Source organism: Dorea sp. YH-dor226 (assembly GCF_039832105.1).
GTDB lineage: Bacteria > Bacillota > Clostridia > Lachnospirales > Lachnospiraceae > Dorea_A.
The window spans coordinates 51,975-68,099 of record NZ_JBDOHS010000001.1 but is presented as its reverse complement, the minus strand read 5'-3'; the positions used below and the strand labels follow the sequence as shown (position 1 = coordinate 68,099).

Annotated in this window: 14 protein-coding genes and 1 other annotated feature; of the genes, 12 read left to right on the top strand and 2 right to left on the bottom strand. The window is 44.8% G+C overall.

Translation table 11 applies throughout. The features are described 5' to 3' along the window. The first annotated feature begins 4 nt into the window (after window positions 1–4). Together ABE547_RS00365 and ABE547_RS00360 are read left to right on the top strand one after the other, a co-directional pair. A complete protein-coding gene (locus tag ABE547_RS00365; RefSeq protein WP_347376920.1) occupies window positions 5–745 on the top strand; it encodes a DeoR/GlpR family DNA-binding transcription regulator in 741 nt (246 codons plus the stop codon). A 192-nt stretch (window positions 746–937) separates the two neighbouring features. Next, a complete protein-coding gene (locus tag ABE547_RS00360) occupies window positions 938–2,224 on the top strand; it encodes an aspartate ammonia-lyase (protein WP_347376919.1) in 1,287 nt (428 codons plus the stop codon). A 98-nt stretch (window positions 2,225–2,322) separates the two neighbouring features. Here the strand turns inward: ABE547_RS00360 and hydF are convergent, their stop codons facing one another. Together hydF and hydE are read right to left on the bottom strand one after the other, a co-directional pair. Next, entirely contained in the window at window positions 2,323–3,552 is a 1,230-nt protein-coding gene (gene hydF, locus ABE547_RS00355) for a [FeFe] hydrogenase H-cluster maturation GTPase HydF (protein WP_347376918.1), read from the bottom strand. Between the two features lie 17 nt (window positions 3,553–3,569). Continuing rightward, entirely contained in the window at window positions 3,570–4,634 is a 1,065-nt protein-coding gene (gene hydE, locus ABE547_RS00350) for a [FeFe] hydrogenase H-cluster radical SAM maturase HydE (RefSeq protein WP_347376917.1), read from the bottom strand. Between the two features lie 326 nt (window positions 4,635–4,960). On the opposite strand from hydE, the gene ABE547_RS00345 reads away from it, so the two are divergent. The 10 genes from ABE547_RS00345 (at window position 4,961) to sigF (ending at window position 16,115) form a co-directional block, all read left to right on the top strand. Beyond that, window positions 4,961–5,455: a DNA-deoxyinosine glycosylase gene (locus tag ABE547_RS00345; protein WP_347376916.1), complete on the top strand. Its 495-nt coding sequence runs from the start codon at window positions 4,961–4,963 to the stop codon at window positions 5,453–5,455. A 41-nt stretch (window positions 5,456–5,496) separates the two neighbouring features. Next, complete coding sequence (locus ABE547_RS00340; RefSeq protein ID WP_347376915.1) at window positions 5,497–6,441, top strand: AEC family transporter; 945 nt, start codon at window positions 5,497–5,499, stop codon at window positions 6,439–6,441. Between the two features lie 76 nt (window positions 6,442–6,517). Continuing rightward, window positions 6,518–6,767, top strand: a binding site (T-box leader). A gap of 89 nt (window positions 6,768–6,856) precedes the next feature. After that, the gene (locus ABE547_RS00335; protein ID WP_347376914.1) at window positions 6,857–9,517 is read left to right on the top strand and encodes a valine--tRNA ligase; all 2,661 of its coding nucleotides are present in this window, start codon (window positions 6,857–6,859) and stop codon (window positions 9,515–9,517) included. A gap of 6 nt (window positions 9,518–9,523) precedes the next feature. Next, on the top strand, window positions 9,524–11,728 hold the full coding sequence (locus ABE547_RS00330; RefSeq protein ID WP_347377149.1) for an LTA synthase family protein: 2,205 nt from the start codon (window positions 9,524–9,526) through the stop codon (window positions 11,726–11,728). Beyond that, window positions 11,715–13,052 carry a folylpolyglutamate synthase/dihydrofolate synthase family protein gene (locus ABE547_RS00325; RefSeq protein ID WP_347376913.1) on the top strand — a complete coding sequence of 446 codons (1,338 nt, stop codon included), beginning with the start codon at window positions 11,715–11,717 and terminating at the stop codon, window positions 13,050–13,052. Before ABE547_RS00330 ends, ABE547_RS00325 begins: the two co-directional genes overlap by 14 nt. Next, on the top strand, window positions 13,045–13,179 hold the full coding sequence (locus ABE547_RS00320; RefSeq protein ID WP_268827640.1) for a hypothetical protein: 135 nt from the start codon (window positions 13,045–13,047) through the stop codon (window positions 13,177–13,179). The genes ABE547_RS00325 and ABE547_RS00320 overlap by 8 nt, the downstream gene beginning before the upstream one ends. Window positions 13,180–13,219: 40 nt before the next feature. Continuing rightward, window positions 13,220–14,575 (top strand): tetratricopeptide repeat protein, encoded by a 1,356-nt coding sequence (locus ABE547_RS00315; protein WP_347376912.1) that lies wholly within the window; start codon window positions 13,220–13,222, stop codon window positions 14,573–14,575. Window positions 14,576–14,654: 79 nt separating this feature from the next. Continuing rightward, window positions 14,655–14,966: an anti-sigma F factor antagonist gene (gene spoIIAA, locus ABE547_RS00310; RefSeq protein ID WP_347376911.1), complete on the top strand. Its 312-nt coding sequence runs from the start codon at window positions 14,655–14,657 to the stop codon at window positions 14,964–14,966. A 1-nt stretch (window position 14,967) separates the two neighbouring features. Then, entirely contained in the window at window positions 14,968–15,423 is a 456-nt protein-coding gene (gene spoIIAB, locus ABE547_RS00305) for an anti-sigma F factor (RefSeq protein ID WP_347376910.1), read from the top strand. Next, window positions 15,402–16,115: an RNA polymerase sporulation sigma factor SigF gene (sigF, locus tag ABE547_RS00300; RefSeq protein ID WP_347376909.1), complete on the top strand. Its 714-nt coding sequence runs from the start codon at window positions 15,402–15,404 to the stop codon at window positions 16,113–16,115. The genes spoIIAB and sigF overlap by 22 nt, the downstream gene beginning before the upstream one ends. Window positions 16,116–16,125: the final 10 nt, after the last annotated feature.

The following is a 16,125-nucleotide window of genomic DNA, read 5'->3' as shown; positions in this document are numbered from 1 at the left end:
TCATATGCTGTCAGAGCAACGTTACGCAATGATTTTAGAGTTACTGAAAGAAAGACACAGCATTTCAGTAATAGAACTAACAGAACTGCTGAATATATCGGAATCAACTGCCAGAAGAGACATTACGGCACTGGATAAGGCGGGAAAACTTGTGAAAGTGTTTGGAGGCGCTGTTGCGGCAGATAATACATTTCTTGCACTGGAGCCTACGGTGGCACAAAAAACAGAGGTTCAGAAAGAGGAAAAACTTCGGATTGCAAAGTATGCCGCTTCTCTAATTGAACCAGAAGATTTTGTATATCTGGATGCGGGGACAACGACGGGATATATGTTGGAGTTCCTTGAAAAAACATCGGCAACTTTTGTGACGAATGCGGTTGCACATGCACAGAGGCTTGCAGCTGATGGGACAAGAGTGTTTCTGATTGGCGGAGAACTGAAAAGTTCGACAGAAGCAGTTGTAGGAAGCGAAGCTGTGATATCTCTGAAAGAATATCATTTCACGAAAGGCTTTTTCGGAACGAATGGAATCAGTAAGACAAATGGTTTTACAACACCGGATGTGAATGAAGCACTTGTGAAAAAGACGGCAGTTGAACAGTGTCAGAAAGTATTTATACTGGGAGATTCTTCGAAGTTTCATCTGGTAAGTTCCGTGACTTTTTCATCATTTCATGGAAAGAAAATTCTGACCGACAGAATTCCGGATGAATATCGAGAGATTTCAGATATTATTGTGTGTTAATCATCAGAAACTGTAAATGTAAAAGAATTATCTCGTGGAAGAACGTGTGTAAAGGGGCACAGAATTCCACGAGATTTTTTGGTTATTTTTGCGGAAATCATTGAAAAACTTAACTGGTATCGTATAAAAATGTGTTATGCTTATTGCCGGGATACGAGACACATTCTTTCAAAGGGAGGCTTAGCGAATCAGATGAAAATACATCAAAAAGATCAGGATGAAAGGAAAGAACTGTATGGAAAAGAGACGAAAAAGGCGCGTGATAACTTCGCGTTGGGGCAGGATGGAACGAACCTTCATCTGATTGAAGCCATGCTGGATATCAAAAAAGCAGCGGCGCAGACATACAGGGATCTGGAGATGATGGAAAAGTGGAAAGAAGACGCCATCATTTTCGCATGTGATGAGTTGAAAAAAGAAAAATATCGGGATAATTTCTGTGTGCACCCATTACAGGGAGGTGCAGGAACCTCCACGAACATGAATGTATGCGAGACAGTTGCCGGGTGTGCACTCATTTCCCTTGGATATGAACCGGATGACTATGCGGTGATCCATCCGCTGGATGATGTGAACCGGGGACAATCGACCAATGATGTCTATCCGACGGCGCTTCGTATTGCAGCGATTCGTCTGGTGCGTATTCTGAGTGAGGAAGCAGGAAAGCTTCAGGAGAGCCTGCAGAAAAAGGAGATTGAATATCAGGATATCAAAAAACTGGGAAGGACGGAACTTATGGATGCCCTTCCAATCACGGTCGGAGAAGAATTCGGAGCGTATGCGCAGGCAATCGGACGGGATCGCTGGCGCATTTACAAAGTAGAGGAACGTCTGCGACAGGTAAATCTGGGCGGAACAGCCATCGGACTGGGCGATAATGCCAGCAGGCAGTATCGTTTTCGCGTGATAGAGAAGCTGCGGGATCTGACCGGAATCGGACTTGCTAGGGCGGAATACGAGGTGGATCTGACCCAGAACAATGATGTATTTGTGGAGGTATCCGGGCTTTTGAAAGCGATGGCAGTGAATCTGATGAAGATTGCCGGAGACTTAAGATGGATGAATTCCGGGCCGAAAGGTGGACTTGGGGAGATCATTCTTCAGGAAGTGCAGGCGGGGAGCACGATCATGCCGGGAAAGGTAAATCCGGTGATTCCGGAGATGGTAACGCAGGTTGCCATAAAAGTGATGGCGAATGATCAGGCGGTTGCGACGGCAGCTGCCAGCGGTAATTTTGAATTAAATGCATTTCTTCCGCTGATCGCAGACAGTCTGCTGGAAAGTCTGGAATTATTGATTCGTGCAACCGCATTATTCCGTACGAAATGTATTGATACTCTGCGTGTCAATGAGGCACAGTGCCGAAAGCATCTGGAAGGCTCCCTTGCGGAGGTTACCCATAAGGCAGTCGAGATCGGATATGAGAAAGCGGCGGAAGAAGCCAGGAGAAAAACGGAACAGGTGAAAGAAATAGAATAGATGTGTCTAAGAAGCGCCGGTATCTCTGAAGAGAAACTTCAGGATGCCGGCGCTGTTTTATGTGGATGTGTATGGTCTGGTATGAGAAAAGTGCAGATCTACCCAAGCGAAGGGAAGATCTCGATACTTCGTTCCAGAATTCCCTGCATATAGGCAATTGCAGTTCCGTAATTGGTAATCGGAATATTGGCATCTTCTGCACATTTCAGGCGATATTTCATCTCCCGTTCATTGAGCGTGCAGCCGCCGCAGTGAACGACCATCTTATAGCGATCCAGTTCCAGTGGAAATTCCGTTCCGCTGGTGAATTCAAAATTCAGCTGTTTTCCGGTATAATTTCGAATCCAGCGAGGAAGCTTGACAGTACCGATATCATCACACTGTCTGTGGTGCGTGCAGCCCTCCGAGATCAGGATGGTATCACCATCTTCCAGTGTATCCAGGGCACGGGCGCCGTGTACGACCGTGTGGAGATTTCCCTTGTACCTTGCGAAAAGAATGGAAAATGAGGTCAAAGGAATCTCCCCTGGTGTGTCGGCGGATACCTTGGCAAAGACCTGGCTGTCAGTAATGACAAGAGACGGCTTTTTGGACAGGTTCTGAAGGGTCTCTCTCAGTTCATGTTCTTTGACCACAATTGCAGTTGCATCTGCTTCCAGAATATCACGGATCGTCTGTTGCTGCGGAAGAATCAGACGTCCTTTTGGGGCGGCCTTATCAATCGGAACAACCAGCACAACAAAATCCGATGGATGGATCAGATCGCCCACGATACGCAGCTTCGAATCCTCCTGGGGTGCGAGAGCGGCAATCTGTTCCTTCAGTTCATATATATTTGTCTGATCTGCGGCACTTACCCACAGAATTCGCTGTTTTTCAATCTTGTATGCAGCCTGCGCAGATTCAATGGCGGTACACTTGTCATCTTCCGAAACAAGGTCTGCTTTGTTCAGAACAATAAGATAAGGAATCTCCTTTTGCTGAATTCGTTCCAGAATCGCAGCATCCTCTTTTGTCATACCGGTGGTTCCGTCCACCACCAGAACGGCAATATCCGTTTTGTTCAGAATCTGGTAAGCCTTCTGGATCCGAAGCTTTCCAAGTTCTCCCTCATCATCCAGACCAGGCGTATCAATCATCACAACCGGACCGAGCGGAAGAAGCTCCATAGCCTTCAGAACCGGATCCGTTGTAGTACCCTTTACGTCCGATACGATTGCAAGACTCTGGCCTGTAAGGGAATTAATGATACTCGATTTGCCGGCATTACGTTTGCCAAAAATACCAATATGGATGCGCTCGGAAGAGGGCGTATTATTTAAACTCATAGTTATCAACCTCCTGTTTAATTTAAGGAATCTCCGCGTGCGGTTACGACACGATATCCGATGGATTGCATCCGGGTCTCCAGGCACCTTCGGCACTGGGCGGATTCATCTCCGGTACAGATTTTGTTGTCGTACAGCAGGTAATCTTTTCTTACGCTGGTAGGAGACAGGTTCGGCATCACTACATTGGCTCCTGCCAGAATACCCAGTTCTCTTCCTTTGGGATGGATGGTTCCGAGTGCTGTAGTAGCAGGAAGCAGTACTTTGGGGATCATCAGCCGGATCAGGCCCAGCAGAAAGAGCGTGAGCTCCAACGTCCCGGCAGGTTCACCTGCAAATGGAGTGTCGTGATGCGGGATAAATGGTCCGATTCCGATCATCTGTGGATTCAGTTCTTTCATAAACAGCATATCTTCTGCCAGATGCTCTGCTGTCTGATAGGGGGAACCGACCATGAATCCGGTTCCTACCTGGTAACCGATCTCTTTCAGATCCCACAGACATTGCTGTCGGTGGGCGGCGCTCAGAGAAGCAGGATGCAGCATACCATAATGCTGGTAATTACAGGTTTCGTGTCTGAGAAGATATCGGTCGGCTCCGGCATCGAAAAAGGCCTGATAGGTTTCACGGGATTTTTCACCGACAGATAGAGTAATGGCACAGTCGGGATAGCGTTGCCTGATTGTCCGGATGAGAGAAATCATCTTTTCATCAGTAAACCATCCGTCTTCGCCTCCCTGCAGGACGAAGGTACGGAATCCCAGATCATAGCCTTCGCGGCAGCAGGAGAGAATCTCCTCTTCCGTCAGTCGATACCGGTGTACATTTTTGTTACTTTTCCGGATACCACAGTAAAGACAGTCATTTCGACAGTAGTTGGTGAATTCAATCAGTCCTCGGACATAGATGTCGGTTCCGTAATATTTTTGCTGTTCCTGTCGGGCAAGAGAAAAAAGATATTCGGACAATTCGGGTGTACGTCCGGAAATCAGAGCTGTCCACTCACTTCTGGACAGATTCTGTTCTGTATGTAGTTTATCAATCAGTGATATCAGATCTGAAGTAGGTATGGATGTGTTCATTGGCAGTCTCCTTGAATCTATTGGTTTACATGATACTGGTTTTGCCGTTTCGTTTCCGTACGCTGGAAATACGTAAAAAAACCTGGCGTACATAGCGTCAGGTTCTGAAAAGGCAGAGGTATCCTGCCAGAGTATTCTCTATGAATCTGCACGCCTTTTCACTCAGAAGATACAGTCTTTGTGATCAGTACGGTTTTGTAAAATTATAGCATACTGCAAATATTTCCACAATCATCGTTTATGGATTCACAAATTGCAGAAGTCTGTTATAATAGGAAAGAAATGGTTTTCGTCAGGAAAATCTTACCGAAGGAAGAGGTCAGAGAATGGAAACAGAATATGTGTTACATGATTTTGAACCGATATATGATGAACGTTCACAGATTCTGATGTTGGGAACCATGCCGTCACCGAAGTCACGGGAAGTGGGATTTTATTACGGTCATCCGAGGAACCGTTTCTGGAAAGTGGTATCGGATGTCTGTCGGGAACCGCTGCCGGAGACGAAGGAAGAGAAGATCACATTTGCACTGAGAAACCGGATTGCTGTCTGGGATGTGCTGGCTGGCTGCGAGATCAGAGGAGCGGAGGACAGCAGTATCCGCAATCCTGTACCCAATGATATGAGCAGAATTCTGAAAGCAGCGGATATCCGGGCAATATTCACGACCGGGACGAAGGCATATCAGTTATATAAAAAGTACTGTTATCCGGTAACCGGTATGGAGGCGATCGGCCTGCCATCCACAAGCCCGGCAAATTGCAGGATGTCCTACGAAGAATTGTATGAAGCATATTTGGTAATACAAAAATATATTTAAAATATATAATTCGGATAAATAACGGTGAAAGAAGGAGAAGGATGGAAAATCTGATATTTAGTTTAAATGCGACGGTTCCGGTGTTTTTAATGATGCTTTTGGGACTGGTATTTCGAAAAGCAGGATGGATTGATGATGCATTTTCATCAAAGATGAATCAGTTTGTGTTCCGGGTGCCGCTTCCACTGCTGGTGTTCAGTGATCTGGCATCGGTCGACTTTGATAAGGTGTGGAATATGAAGTTTATCTTATTCTGCTTTTTTGTAACAGTACTCAGTATAGGAATCTCTGTTGCCATCTCATATTTATGGAAAGACAAGTCGATCCAGGGAGAATTTGTTCAGGCTTCCTATCGAAGCAGTGCGGCGCTTCTGGGAATTGCGTTCATCCAGAATATATATGGAACTTCAGGAATGGCTCCGCTTATGATCATCGGAAGTGTGCCGCTTTATAATGTGATGGCGGTTCTTGTACTGTCATTATTCCGGCCGGGGCAGAAGGGGCTGGACCGCAAGGTTCTGAAAAAAACGCTGAAAGGCATTGTGACGAATCCAATCATTATCGGAATCGTGGCCGGACTTCTGTGGTCAGCATTAAAGATTCCAATGCCACATATTGCAGAAAAAACAGTGAGCAGCGTTGCAGGTGTTGCAACACCGATGGGACTGATGGCCATGGGAGCAACCTTTGATATTAAAAAAGCATTTGCAAAGGTAAGACCGTCTGTCGTGGCGGCACTTATCAAGCTGGTGGGATATGCAGGTGTCTTCCTTCCGGTGGCTGTATGGATGGGCTTCCGTAAGGAGGAACTGGTGGCCATTCTGGTGATGCTGGGATCTGCCACAACCGTGAGCAGCTTTGTTATGGCAAAAAACATGGGACATGAGGGAACTCTGACATCAAGTACAGTGATGCTTACCACCCTGTTCAGTGCATTTACCCTGACGGGATGGCTGTATATACTGAGAAGCTTTGCGCTGATCTAGGAGTCGAACTATTAAAAAAGTCTTAATTTCCTTGACAAATCGACTTTCGATGGCTATGATAATCAGTAGTTTATACGTAAAGGCTTTGATGAAGAGGAGTATGTATTCATGAACCTGCCAGAGAGAGTGGTCCACAGGCTGAGAGGCGCTCAGGATATTCAGAATACAGAAGGTAGCTTCTGAGCCGGATGGCTGAACTTCGTAAGAAGAAGCTAGGTCACCCCGGAGTCGTTCCCGTTATAGAATAAGATGAGATATATAGAAGTCTTGAAAAAGTGTTTCTTCTATATAATAAAGGTGGTACCGCGACTACAATCGCCCTTTACGTAATGTAGAGGGCTTTTTCATTTTCAAAATGTGAAGAAAATGTGAAAAGCTATAGTATAAAGTGTATCTGAAGTATGAGGAGGAAACTATGAGTCAGAACCTGGAAAAGACTTACAATCCAAAAGAGATTGAAGCAAAGTTATATGAAAAATGGTGTGAAAATAAGTATTTTCACGCAGAGGTTGACAGAAGCAGAAAACCGTTTACAACTGTGATGCCGCCACCGAACATTACCGGTAAGCTGCATATGGGGCATGCACTGGATAATACACTGCAGGATATCCTGATCCGCTACAAGAGAATGCAGGGATACAATGCACTGTGGATTCCGGGAACAGACCATGCGGCAATCTCCACAGAAGTTAAGGTTACCAATCAGCTGAAAGAAGAAGGTATTGATAAAAAAGAGCTTGGAAGAGAAAAATTCCTGGAGAGAACCTGGCAGTGGAAGGAAGAGTATGCAGGAACGATCGAAGGACAGCTGAAAAAGCTGGGCGTATCCTGTGACTGGGACAGAGAACGCTTCACAATGGATGAAGGTTGTTCCAAAGCGGTTGAAGAAGTATTTATCAAGCTTTATGAAAAAGGATATATCTATAAGGGATCAAGAATCATCAACTGGTGTCCGGTATGTAAAACCTCTCTGTCTGATGCAGAGGTTGAGCATGAAGAGCAGGATGGATTCTTCTGGCACATCAAGTATCCGATCGTAGGAACCGATGATTTCCTGGAGATCGCAACAACACGTCCGGAGACCATGCTTGGTGATACGGCTATTGCTGTACATCCGGATGATGAGAGATATAAAGACATCGTTGGAAAGACCTGTCTGCTTCCATTGACGGACAGAGAGATCCCGATCGTTGCAGACTATTATGTAGATAAAGAGTTCGGAACGGGTGCGGTTAAGATCACACCGGCACATGACCCGAATGACTTTGAAGTTGGAAAACGCCACAATCTGCCGGAGATCAATATCATGAATGATGATGCTACGATCAATGAGCAGTACGGAGGCAAATATGCCGGAATGGATCGTTACGAGGCAAGAAAGGCCATGGTGAAGGATCTGGAAGAGCAGGGATATCTGGTAAAGGTTGTGCCACATTCTCATAATGTAGGTACACATGACCGCTGCCACACGACGGTAGAGCCGATGGTAAAGCAGCAGTGGTTCGTTAAGATGGATGAACTTGCGAAACCGGCGATTGAAGCAATTAAGAATGGGGAACTCAGATTTGTTCCGGAGCGTTTTAATAAGATCTACCTGCACTGGCTGGAAAATATCCGTGACTGGTGTATCTCCAGACAGATCTGGTGGGGACACAGAATCCCGGCTTATTACTGTGACGAATGCGGAGAAGTTGTGGTAGGACGCGGTGTTCCGGAAAAATGTCCGAAGTGCGGATGTACACACTTTACACAGGATGAGGATACACTGGATACATGGTTCAGTTCTGCACTGTGGCCGTTCTCCACACTTGGATGGCCGGATCAGAACGAAGATCTGGATTATTTCTATCCGACAGATGTTCTGGTAACCGGATATGACATCATCTTCTTCTGGGTTATCCGTATGGTATTTTCCGGTTATGAGCATACCGGAAAAGCACCGTTCCATACCGTATTTATTCACGGTCTGGTGAGAGATTCCCAGGGCCGCAAGATGAGTAAATCTCTCGGAAATGGTATTGATCCGCTGGAGATCATCGATCAGTACGGTGCAGATGCTCTGCGTATGACGCTGGTAACAGGAAATGCGCCTGGTAATGACATGCGTTTCTATAATGAAAGAGTAGAGGCCAGCCGTAACTTTGCGAATAAAGTATGGAATGCATCCAGATTTATCCTGATGAATCTGGGAGATAAGGAACTGACAGAGCCGGCAGATTTCAATCGTTATCCGGCAGACGGATGGATCTTGTCCAGATGCAACACGCTGGTGAAAGATGTAACAGAGAATATGGATAAGTTTGAACTTGGTATCGCTTTATCCAAGATCTATGATTTCCTGTGGGATGAATTCTGTGACTGGTATATCGAGATCGCAAAATATCGTATCTATCATGCAGAGGAGGATGCAGAAGGTGCTAATGATGCACTGTGGACGCTCAGAGAGGTACTGAAGAATTCCTTAAAGCTTCTTCATCCGTATATGCCGTTTGTAACAGAGGAGATCTACAGCAAACTGGTTCCGGAAGAGGAGTCTCTGATGATGTCAGAGTGGCCTGCATATGATGAAAAATGGAATGCCCCGGATGCGGAAAATATTGTTGAGCATTATAAAGAGATCATCAGAGGTATCCGTAATGTCCGTGCAGAGATGAATGTTCCGAATTCCAGAAAAGCAACGGCTTACGTTGTATGTGAGGATGCTAAGATCTGTGAAGGTCTGGGACTTCTCGATACATCGGCACAGACAATGGCATCTCTGAATGCTCTGGTGATCCAGAATGATAAGACAGGAATTGCGGATGATGCAGTATCCGTTGTAGTTCCGGATGCGACGGTATATGTACCGCTGGAAGAACTGATTGACTTTGATCAGGAGATTGAGAGATTAACAAAAGAAGAAACGAGACTTTCAAAAGAAATTGCCCGTGCAACAGGAATGCTGAACAATGAGAAGTTTGTCAGCAAGGCTCCTGCAGCGAAAGTCCAGGAAGAACGCCAGAAGCTGGAAACATACCAGCAGATGATGGAACAGGTGAAAGAAAGACTGGAAGGATTAAAAGCAAAAAGGTCATAGGTGAAGATGAAGAAGGTTCATTTAAAAAAGCCCGACATGAAGGCGGGAATTCATAAATTAAAAAATCTGAAAAAAGAAGATATAAAAGAATACTGGAAAGGCAGAAGGGAACGAAGAGAAAGGATCCTGGAAGAGCGCCGCAACAGTGCATTTGCACAGAAGATGAAACCGGTATATGCATTTATGAATCGTTTCTCGCTGGTATTTCACGCACTGCTGGCATGCATCATCAACTTTGTGATAGAAGCAATTTCCAGGCACTCCATACTGGAGGCCTGGGAATACATGACGGGATCTCCATATGTGTTCCTGTATAATGCGTTTATGATATTTGTGACGTTTTCGATTGTCTATCTGTTCAAGCGGAGAGTGTTTGCAAGGATCATCATCAGTGCGGTCTGGCTGGTTCTCGGGATTGCCAATGGGTATATCCTGCTGAAGCGTGTTACACCGTTTAATGCACAGGATCTCAAGATTGCGCAGGATGGAATCGCTCTGATCAATAATTATTGTAATGGTTTTGAACTGGTCATTCTGGTGATCGGAGTGGCAGCGTTGATTGTCTGGTGTGTGTCCATGTGGAGACGCGGCGGACAGTACAGCGGAAAGGTGCACCATATCAGGGCGCTGATTGGAATCGTGATCTGCTGTGTTTTATATGGTTTTGTGGCAGAACAGGCAGTAGATAAGAGAGTTGTCTCCACGTATTTCGGGAATATCGCATTTGCATATGAAGATTACGGACTTCCTTATTGCTTTATGGCAAGTCTTTTTAATACCGGAATCAATGAACCGAATGATTACAATGAGGAGACGATTGCTGAGATCAGCGGAAATGGCGAGATTACCAGGAACGAGACGGGGCTTGCAGAAGATGAGCGGCCGAATATCATCGTTGTACAGCTGGAATCTTATTTTGATGTGGCAGAAGCAGAGTTCTTTACAACATCGGAAGATCCGTGTCCGAATCTCCATGCCATGTATGAACAGTATTCAACCGGATATTTTAAAGTGCCGTCTGTAGGAGCAGGAACTGCAAATACAGAGTTCGAGGTATTGACGGGGATGAATCTTCGTTATTTCGGACCGGGAGAATATCCATATAAAACGATGCTGAAAACCACACCATGCGAAAGTGCGGCGTCTGCTCTTAGTGCGCTGGGATATGGAACACACGCACTTCATAACAATACCGGTAATTTTTACAGCCGTGCCAACGTGTTTAATAACATTGGATTTGACACGTATACCAGTAAAGAATTCATGAATGTATTACAGACTACGGAAAACGGCTGGGCAAAGGATGACATTCTGATTCAGCATATTCTGGAATCCATGGATACGACGCAGCAGCAGGATTTTGTGTTTACAGTCAGTGTTCAGGGACATGGCGATTATCCGGAAGAGCAGGTAATTGAAAATCCGGCAATTACAGTGGAAGGAATCGATGATCCTGCCAAAAAGAATAAATGGGAATATTATGTCAACCAGGTATATGAGATGGATCAGTTTGCCGGCAATCTGGTAAAAGCGATTGAAGAACGCGGTGAACCGGCGGTTGTTGTATTCTATGGTGATCATCTCCCGACGATGGGACTTAAGGCAGAGGATCTGAAGAGCCGGTATCTGTATAATACGAATTATGTGATCTGGGATAATATCGGTCTGGAAAAGGAAGATAAGAATCTGCCGTCTTATCAGCTGATGGCAGAGGTGTTTGAACGACTGGATATTCATTCCGGAACGATATTCAATTATCATCAGGAAAGAACAAAGAGCAAGAATTATCTGTCGGATCTGGAACTGCTTCAGTATGATATCCTGTATGGCAATCAATATGTATATGCCGGTGAACAGCCGATTACAGAAGGGCATATGGTGATGGGAGTCAGGGATGTTACGCTCAGTAACATTGTACCTCATCTGAATAAGGGATATAGCCTGTATGGAGAGAATTTCACCAAATACAGTAAGATATATATCAATGGAGAAAAGCAAAAGAGCAGTTTCCTGAATAATACCAGAATCGATCTGTCAGAGGTTGAACTGGAAGACGGAGATATGATTCAGGTCGGACAGGTGGGATCCAGTGAAACAATCTTCCGCATGTCGGATCAGTACATTTATCAGAATGGAGAACTGGTGTTACAGGAAGGAACAGCAACAGATAAGACGAAGTCTTGGGTGGATCAAAGCTATGACATTGAATAAGAAAGAAGCTGCTTTGTACACATATGAGGAAGCAGTAGCATATATTGAAGAGATTCCCAGGTTTACAAAAAAACACACGCTCGAACATACCAGAGCATTTTTGAAGAGGCTTGGGAATCCGGCAGTGGACAGAAAGATCATTCATGTTGCCGGAACCAATGGAAAGGGTTCGGTATGTGCATATCTTCAGGCACTGTTGATGGCAGAGGGGAAGAGAACAGGGTTCTTTACATCCCCTCATCTTGTATCTGTAAATGAACGGATAAGAATGGACAATGTTCAGATTGAAAATGATACCTTTCTGAAGGTATTTCAAATGGTTCTGTCTGTTGTCAGAGAGATGGAGAAAGATGGAATAGAGCATCCTTCATATTTTGAATTCCTCTTTGGTATGGGAATGATGGCCTTTGCGCAGACGGATGTGGAATATATCATTCTGGAGACAGGACTTGGAGGCAGACTGGATGCGACCAATTCTATAGAGCATCCGGCACTTACGCTGATCACATCAATCAGCCTGGATCATACGGATATTCTTGGAGATACCATTGAGAAAATTGCGGCAGAGAAAGCCGGAATTATCAAAGAAGGAATTCCGGTTATCTTTGACGGAAGTAATGAGAAGGCGTCACAAGTCATACTGAAAACGGTGCTGGAGAAGCAGGCACCCTGTAGGGAAATATCGAAAAATGCGTTCGAAATTCGAGAAGTTAACCGCAAATATATTGCATTTTCCAGAGTGAATGCGTATGATAAAGATGTTATCTTTCATGTCCCGATCTGTGGCTGTTATCAGGTGACGAATGCGATGATCGCACTGGAAGCGGCAGAATATCTGCTGGAGGGAGAAAAAATCCATATCAATCGGTGGGTGGATGCACTGGCATCGATACACTGGGCAGGCAGAATGGAACAGGTCGCGGATCATATTACGATTGATGGTGCGCATAATCCGGGAGCGATTGAAGCATTTGTAGAAAGTGTTAAGGCTTTGAAAGCGGACGAAGGAGAGGGACCGGTTATTCTGTTTTCAGCCGTTGCAGATAAAAAGTATGAGCAGATGATTGCATATCTGTGTCAGAACCTGAATGCAAAAGCGTATATTGTGACGCAGATCGAAGATACCCGGGGAGTTCCGGTACAGGAACTGAAGGCGATATTTGAAAAATATACGTCCGGAAAAGTGTTGTGTGAGGAAAGCCTTGAAGAGGCTCTTTCGGCAGCAGAAAGGGAGCGTGGGCAAGACGGAGAGATCTATTGCCTGGGATCACTTTACCTTGTGGGGATGATCAAAAAACTACTGGGAGGTGCTTTGCATGCTTGATTTTGAAGAGGAATTAAAGAAGTTTCAGCCGAGTCTGGAAGTAGAAGATATAGAAGATGCAGTGTATCAGGAAGATCTGACAGATATGACAGATATTCTGCGGGAAGTGATTCAGCAGACAAAGTAGGAACAGAGTCGTAGGAGACATTATTTACAGAGGGTAGTATATGGATTATACAACAAAACTTGTATATCAGTCGAATTACTGGTATAACGACGGATTAAAAAAAGCGAATATCCGGGATATGTCCGGTGCGATTGCTTCTCTGAAAAAAAGCTTACAGTATAACAGAGCAAATATTGCGGCAAGAAACCTTCTGGGACTTGTCTATTATGGACGCGGAGATGTTGGAGAGGCGCTGGTTGAATGGATCTTAAGCAAGAATTTTCAGTCACATGAGAATATTGCCAATTATTATATTCAGAAGATCAAAGAGAAGAAAGATGAGCTTGATACGATTAATCAGGCGATCAAACGATACAATCAGGCATTGACATATTGCTATCAGCGGGGAGAAGATCTGGCGATCCTTCAGTTAAAAAAAGCGGTAGAAGCGCATCCGACTTATGTCAAGGCGTATCAGCTTCTGACACTGCTCTATATACAGACGGAACAGTATTCAAAAGCCAGACAGGCAGTACGAATTGCACATAAGCTGGACAAGACAGATGAGATTACGCTTCGGTACATGCATGAACTGAATCAGGTAAGAAAGTCCAGAAATGTAAAGATCAAGGAAGAAGAAGGAAAGAAAAAGAATCCGCAGACGGTTACTTATAATATAGGCAATGAAACCATCATCCAGCCGGTGACATCCGGACTGAAGGAAAATGCAGGGTTACATACTCTGATCAATATTGCTATAGGAGTACTGATGGGAGTTGCTGTGATGTGTTTTCTGGTCATGCCTGCGATCAATGCATCCAGACAGGACAAGATCAACGAGCAGACGGTAAAGTTCAGTGATCAGATTGCAACACAGAAAGCACAGATCAGTGCTCTGAAAAAGGAACTGGAAGAATACAGGTCAACCAGTGAGGAGACAGAAAGTGCACAGGCTACGGCTGCCTCGACTCAGGACAGTTATGAGATCGTTATGAATATCAGTGTACATTTTCAGGCGGGTGATATGAGTGATGCAGCGATGCTGGAAGAACTGTTGAAGGTGAATCCGGATTCTCTGGGAACCGTGGGAAGACAGAAGTTTGAAGATATCACAGGAACTCTGTATCCGAGGATGTGTTCAAATCTGTTTGCAACTTCTCAGAATAATTTTGAGGTTGCCAATTATGAGACTGCAATCACGAATCTCGAAACTATCATGAAGATGGATGAGGGTTACAATGATGGTGCGGCAATGCTTTTGCTTGCCCAGTCGTATGAAAAGAGCGGGGATCAGGATCAGGCTAATATCAGGTATCAGAAGATTATCGAAGATTATCCGGACACTCAGGCGGCAGAGACCGCACAGGAAGCACTGGACGCGCAGAACGGTAAAGGCAAACAAGATACAGAAGAATAGATATGTGACGTACGAAAGAAAAGGATATGCAGATGCATATCCTTTTTTCTGTGCAATATTTTGAATGGAGGGAAAGATCATGAAATATCAGGTACAGGAAAATTGTCTGACCATATTTCTTCCGGGAGAACTGGATCACCATAATGCGGAAGAGATCAGGAGGGAATCGGATCATCTGATCGAACACAATCATATCCGTTATGTCATATTTGATTTTAAGGACACTGTGTTCTGTGACAGCTCCGGAATCGGAGTGATCATGGGCCGATACAAGCGTGTTTATATGATGGGAGGAGAGGTGTGTGCAGTGCATACCAATGAAAGGATCCGGAAGATACTGAAGATGTCGGGAGTAACAAAAATAATGCATATATATGAGGAGGACAAGTAATATGGAAAATACGAATGAAATGCAGTTAATATTTGACAGCCGCTCATCCAATGAGTCATTTGCCAGGGTGGCTGTGGCAGCTTTTATGACAGCACTGAATCCTACAGTGGAAGAAGTCTCTGATGTCAAGACCGCTGTGTCAGAAGCCGTGACCAATGCGGTGATCCATGGATATGAAAATGAGGTGAAGAGCATATACATACGCTGCCGGACAGAAGGAAAAACTCTGTATCTGGAGATAGAAGATAAAGGAAAAGGAATTGAAGATGTAAAACAGGCAATGGAGCCTCTCTTTACTACAAAGCCTGAGCTTGACCGTTCCGGGATGGGATTTTCGTTTATGGAGGCGTTTATGGACCGGCTGGAAGTCACATCCGTTCCCGGACAGGGAACTGTCGTAAAGATGCAGAAAACTATTGGAGAAGGACGAAAATTATGGACCACACAATCGCTTTGATTCAGAGATCTCACAACGGGGATGAAGAAGCGAGAGCACAGCTGGTGGAAGAAAATACCGGACTGGTATGGTGTATTGTAAAAAGGTTTTATAACCGGGGTGCAGAGGCTGAGGATCTGTTTCAGATCGGCAGTATCGGACTTCTGAAAGCGATTGATAAGTTTGATCTGTCCTATGATGTAAAGTTTTCTACCTATGCGGTTCCAATGATCTCAGGTGAGATCAAAAGATTTCTGAGAGATGACGGAATGATCAAGGTCAGCAGATCATTAAAGGAACTCGCGCACCGGGCATACAGCTGTGAGGCTGTGATGCGGGAAAAACTGGGAAGGGATCCGACGGTTACAGAGCTTGCAGAAGAACTTGGCGTGGAGACGGAGGAACTTACTATGGCACTGGAGGCAAGCGGAGACATTGAATCTCTGCACAAGCCGATATATCAAAAGGAAGGACAGGAGATTCGTCTGATGGACAAGCTGCCGCAGAAAGAAGAAGGGGAAGAAAAGATACTGGACCATATTCTTTTGAAACAGTTATTGTCCTATCTGGATAAAGAAGAAAGACAGTTAATCTATCTTCGGTATTTTGCAGATCAGACACAGTCGCAGGTGGGAAAGCAGATGGGAATCTCACAGGTGCAGGTATCAAGAATGGAAAAGAAAATACTGAAAAATCTGAGAGAACAATTATAAATATGTATAG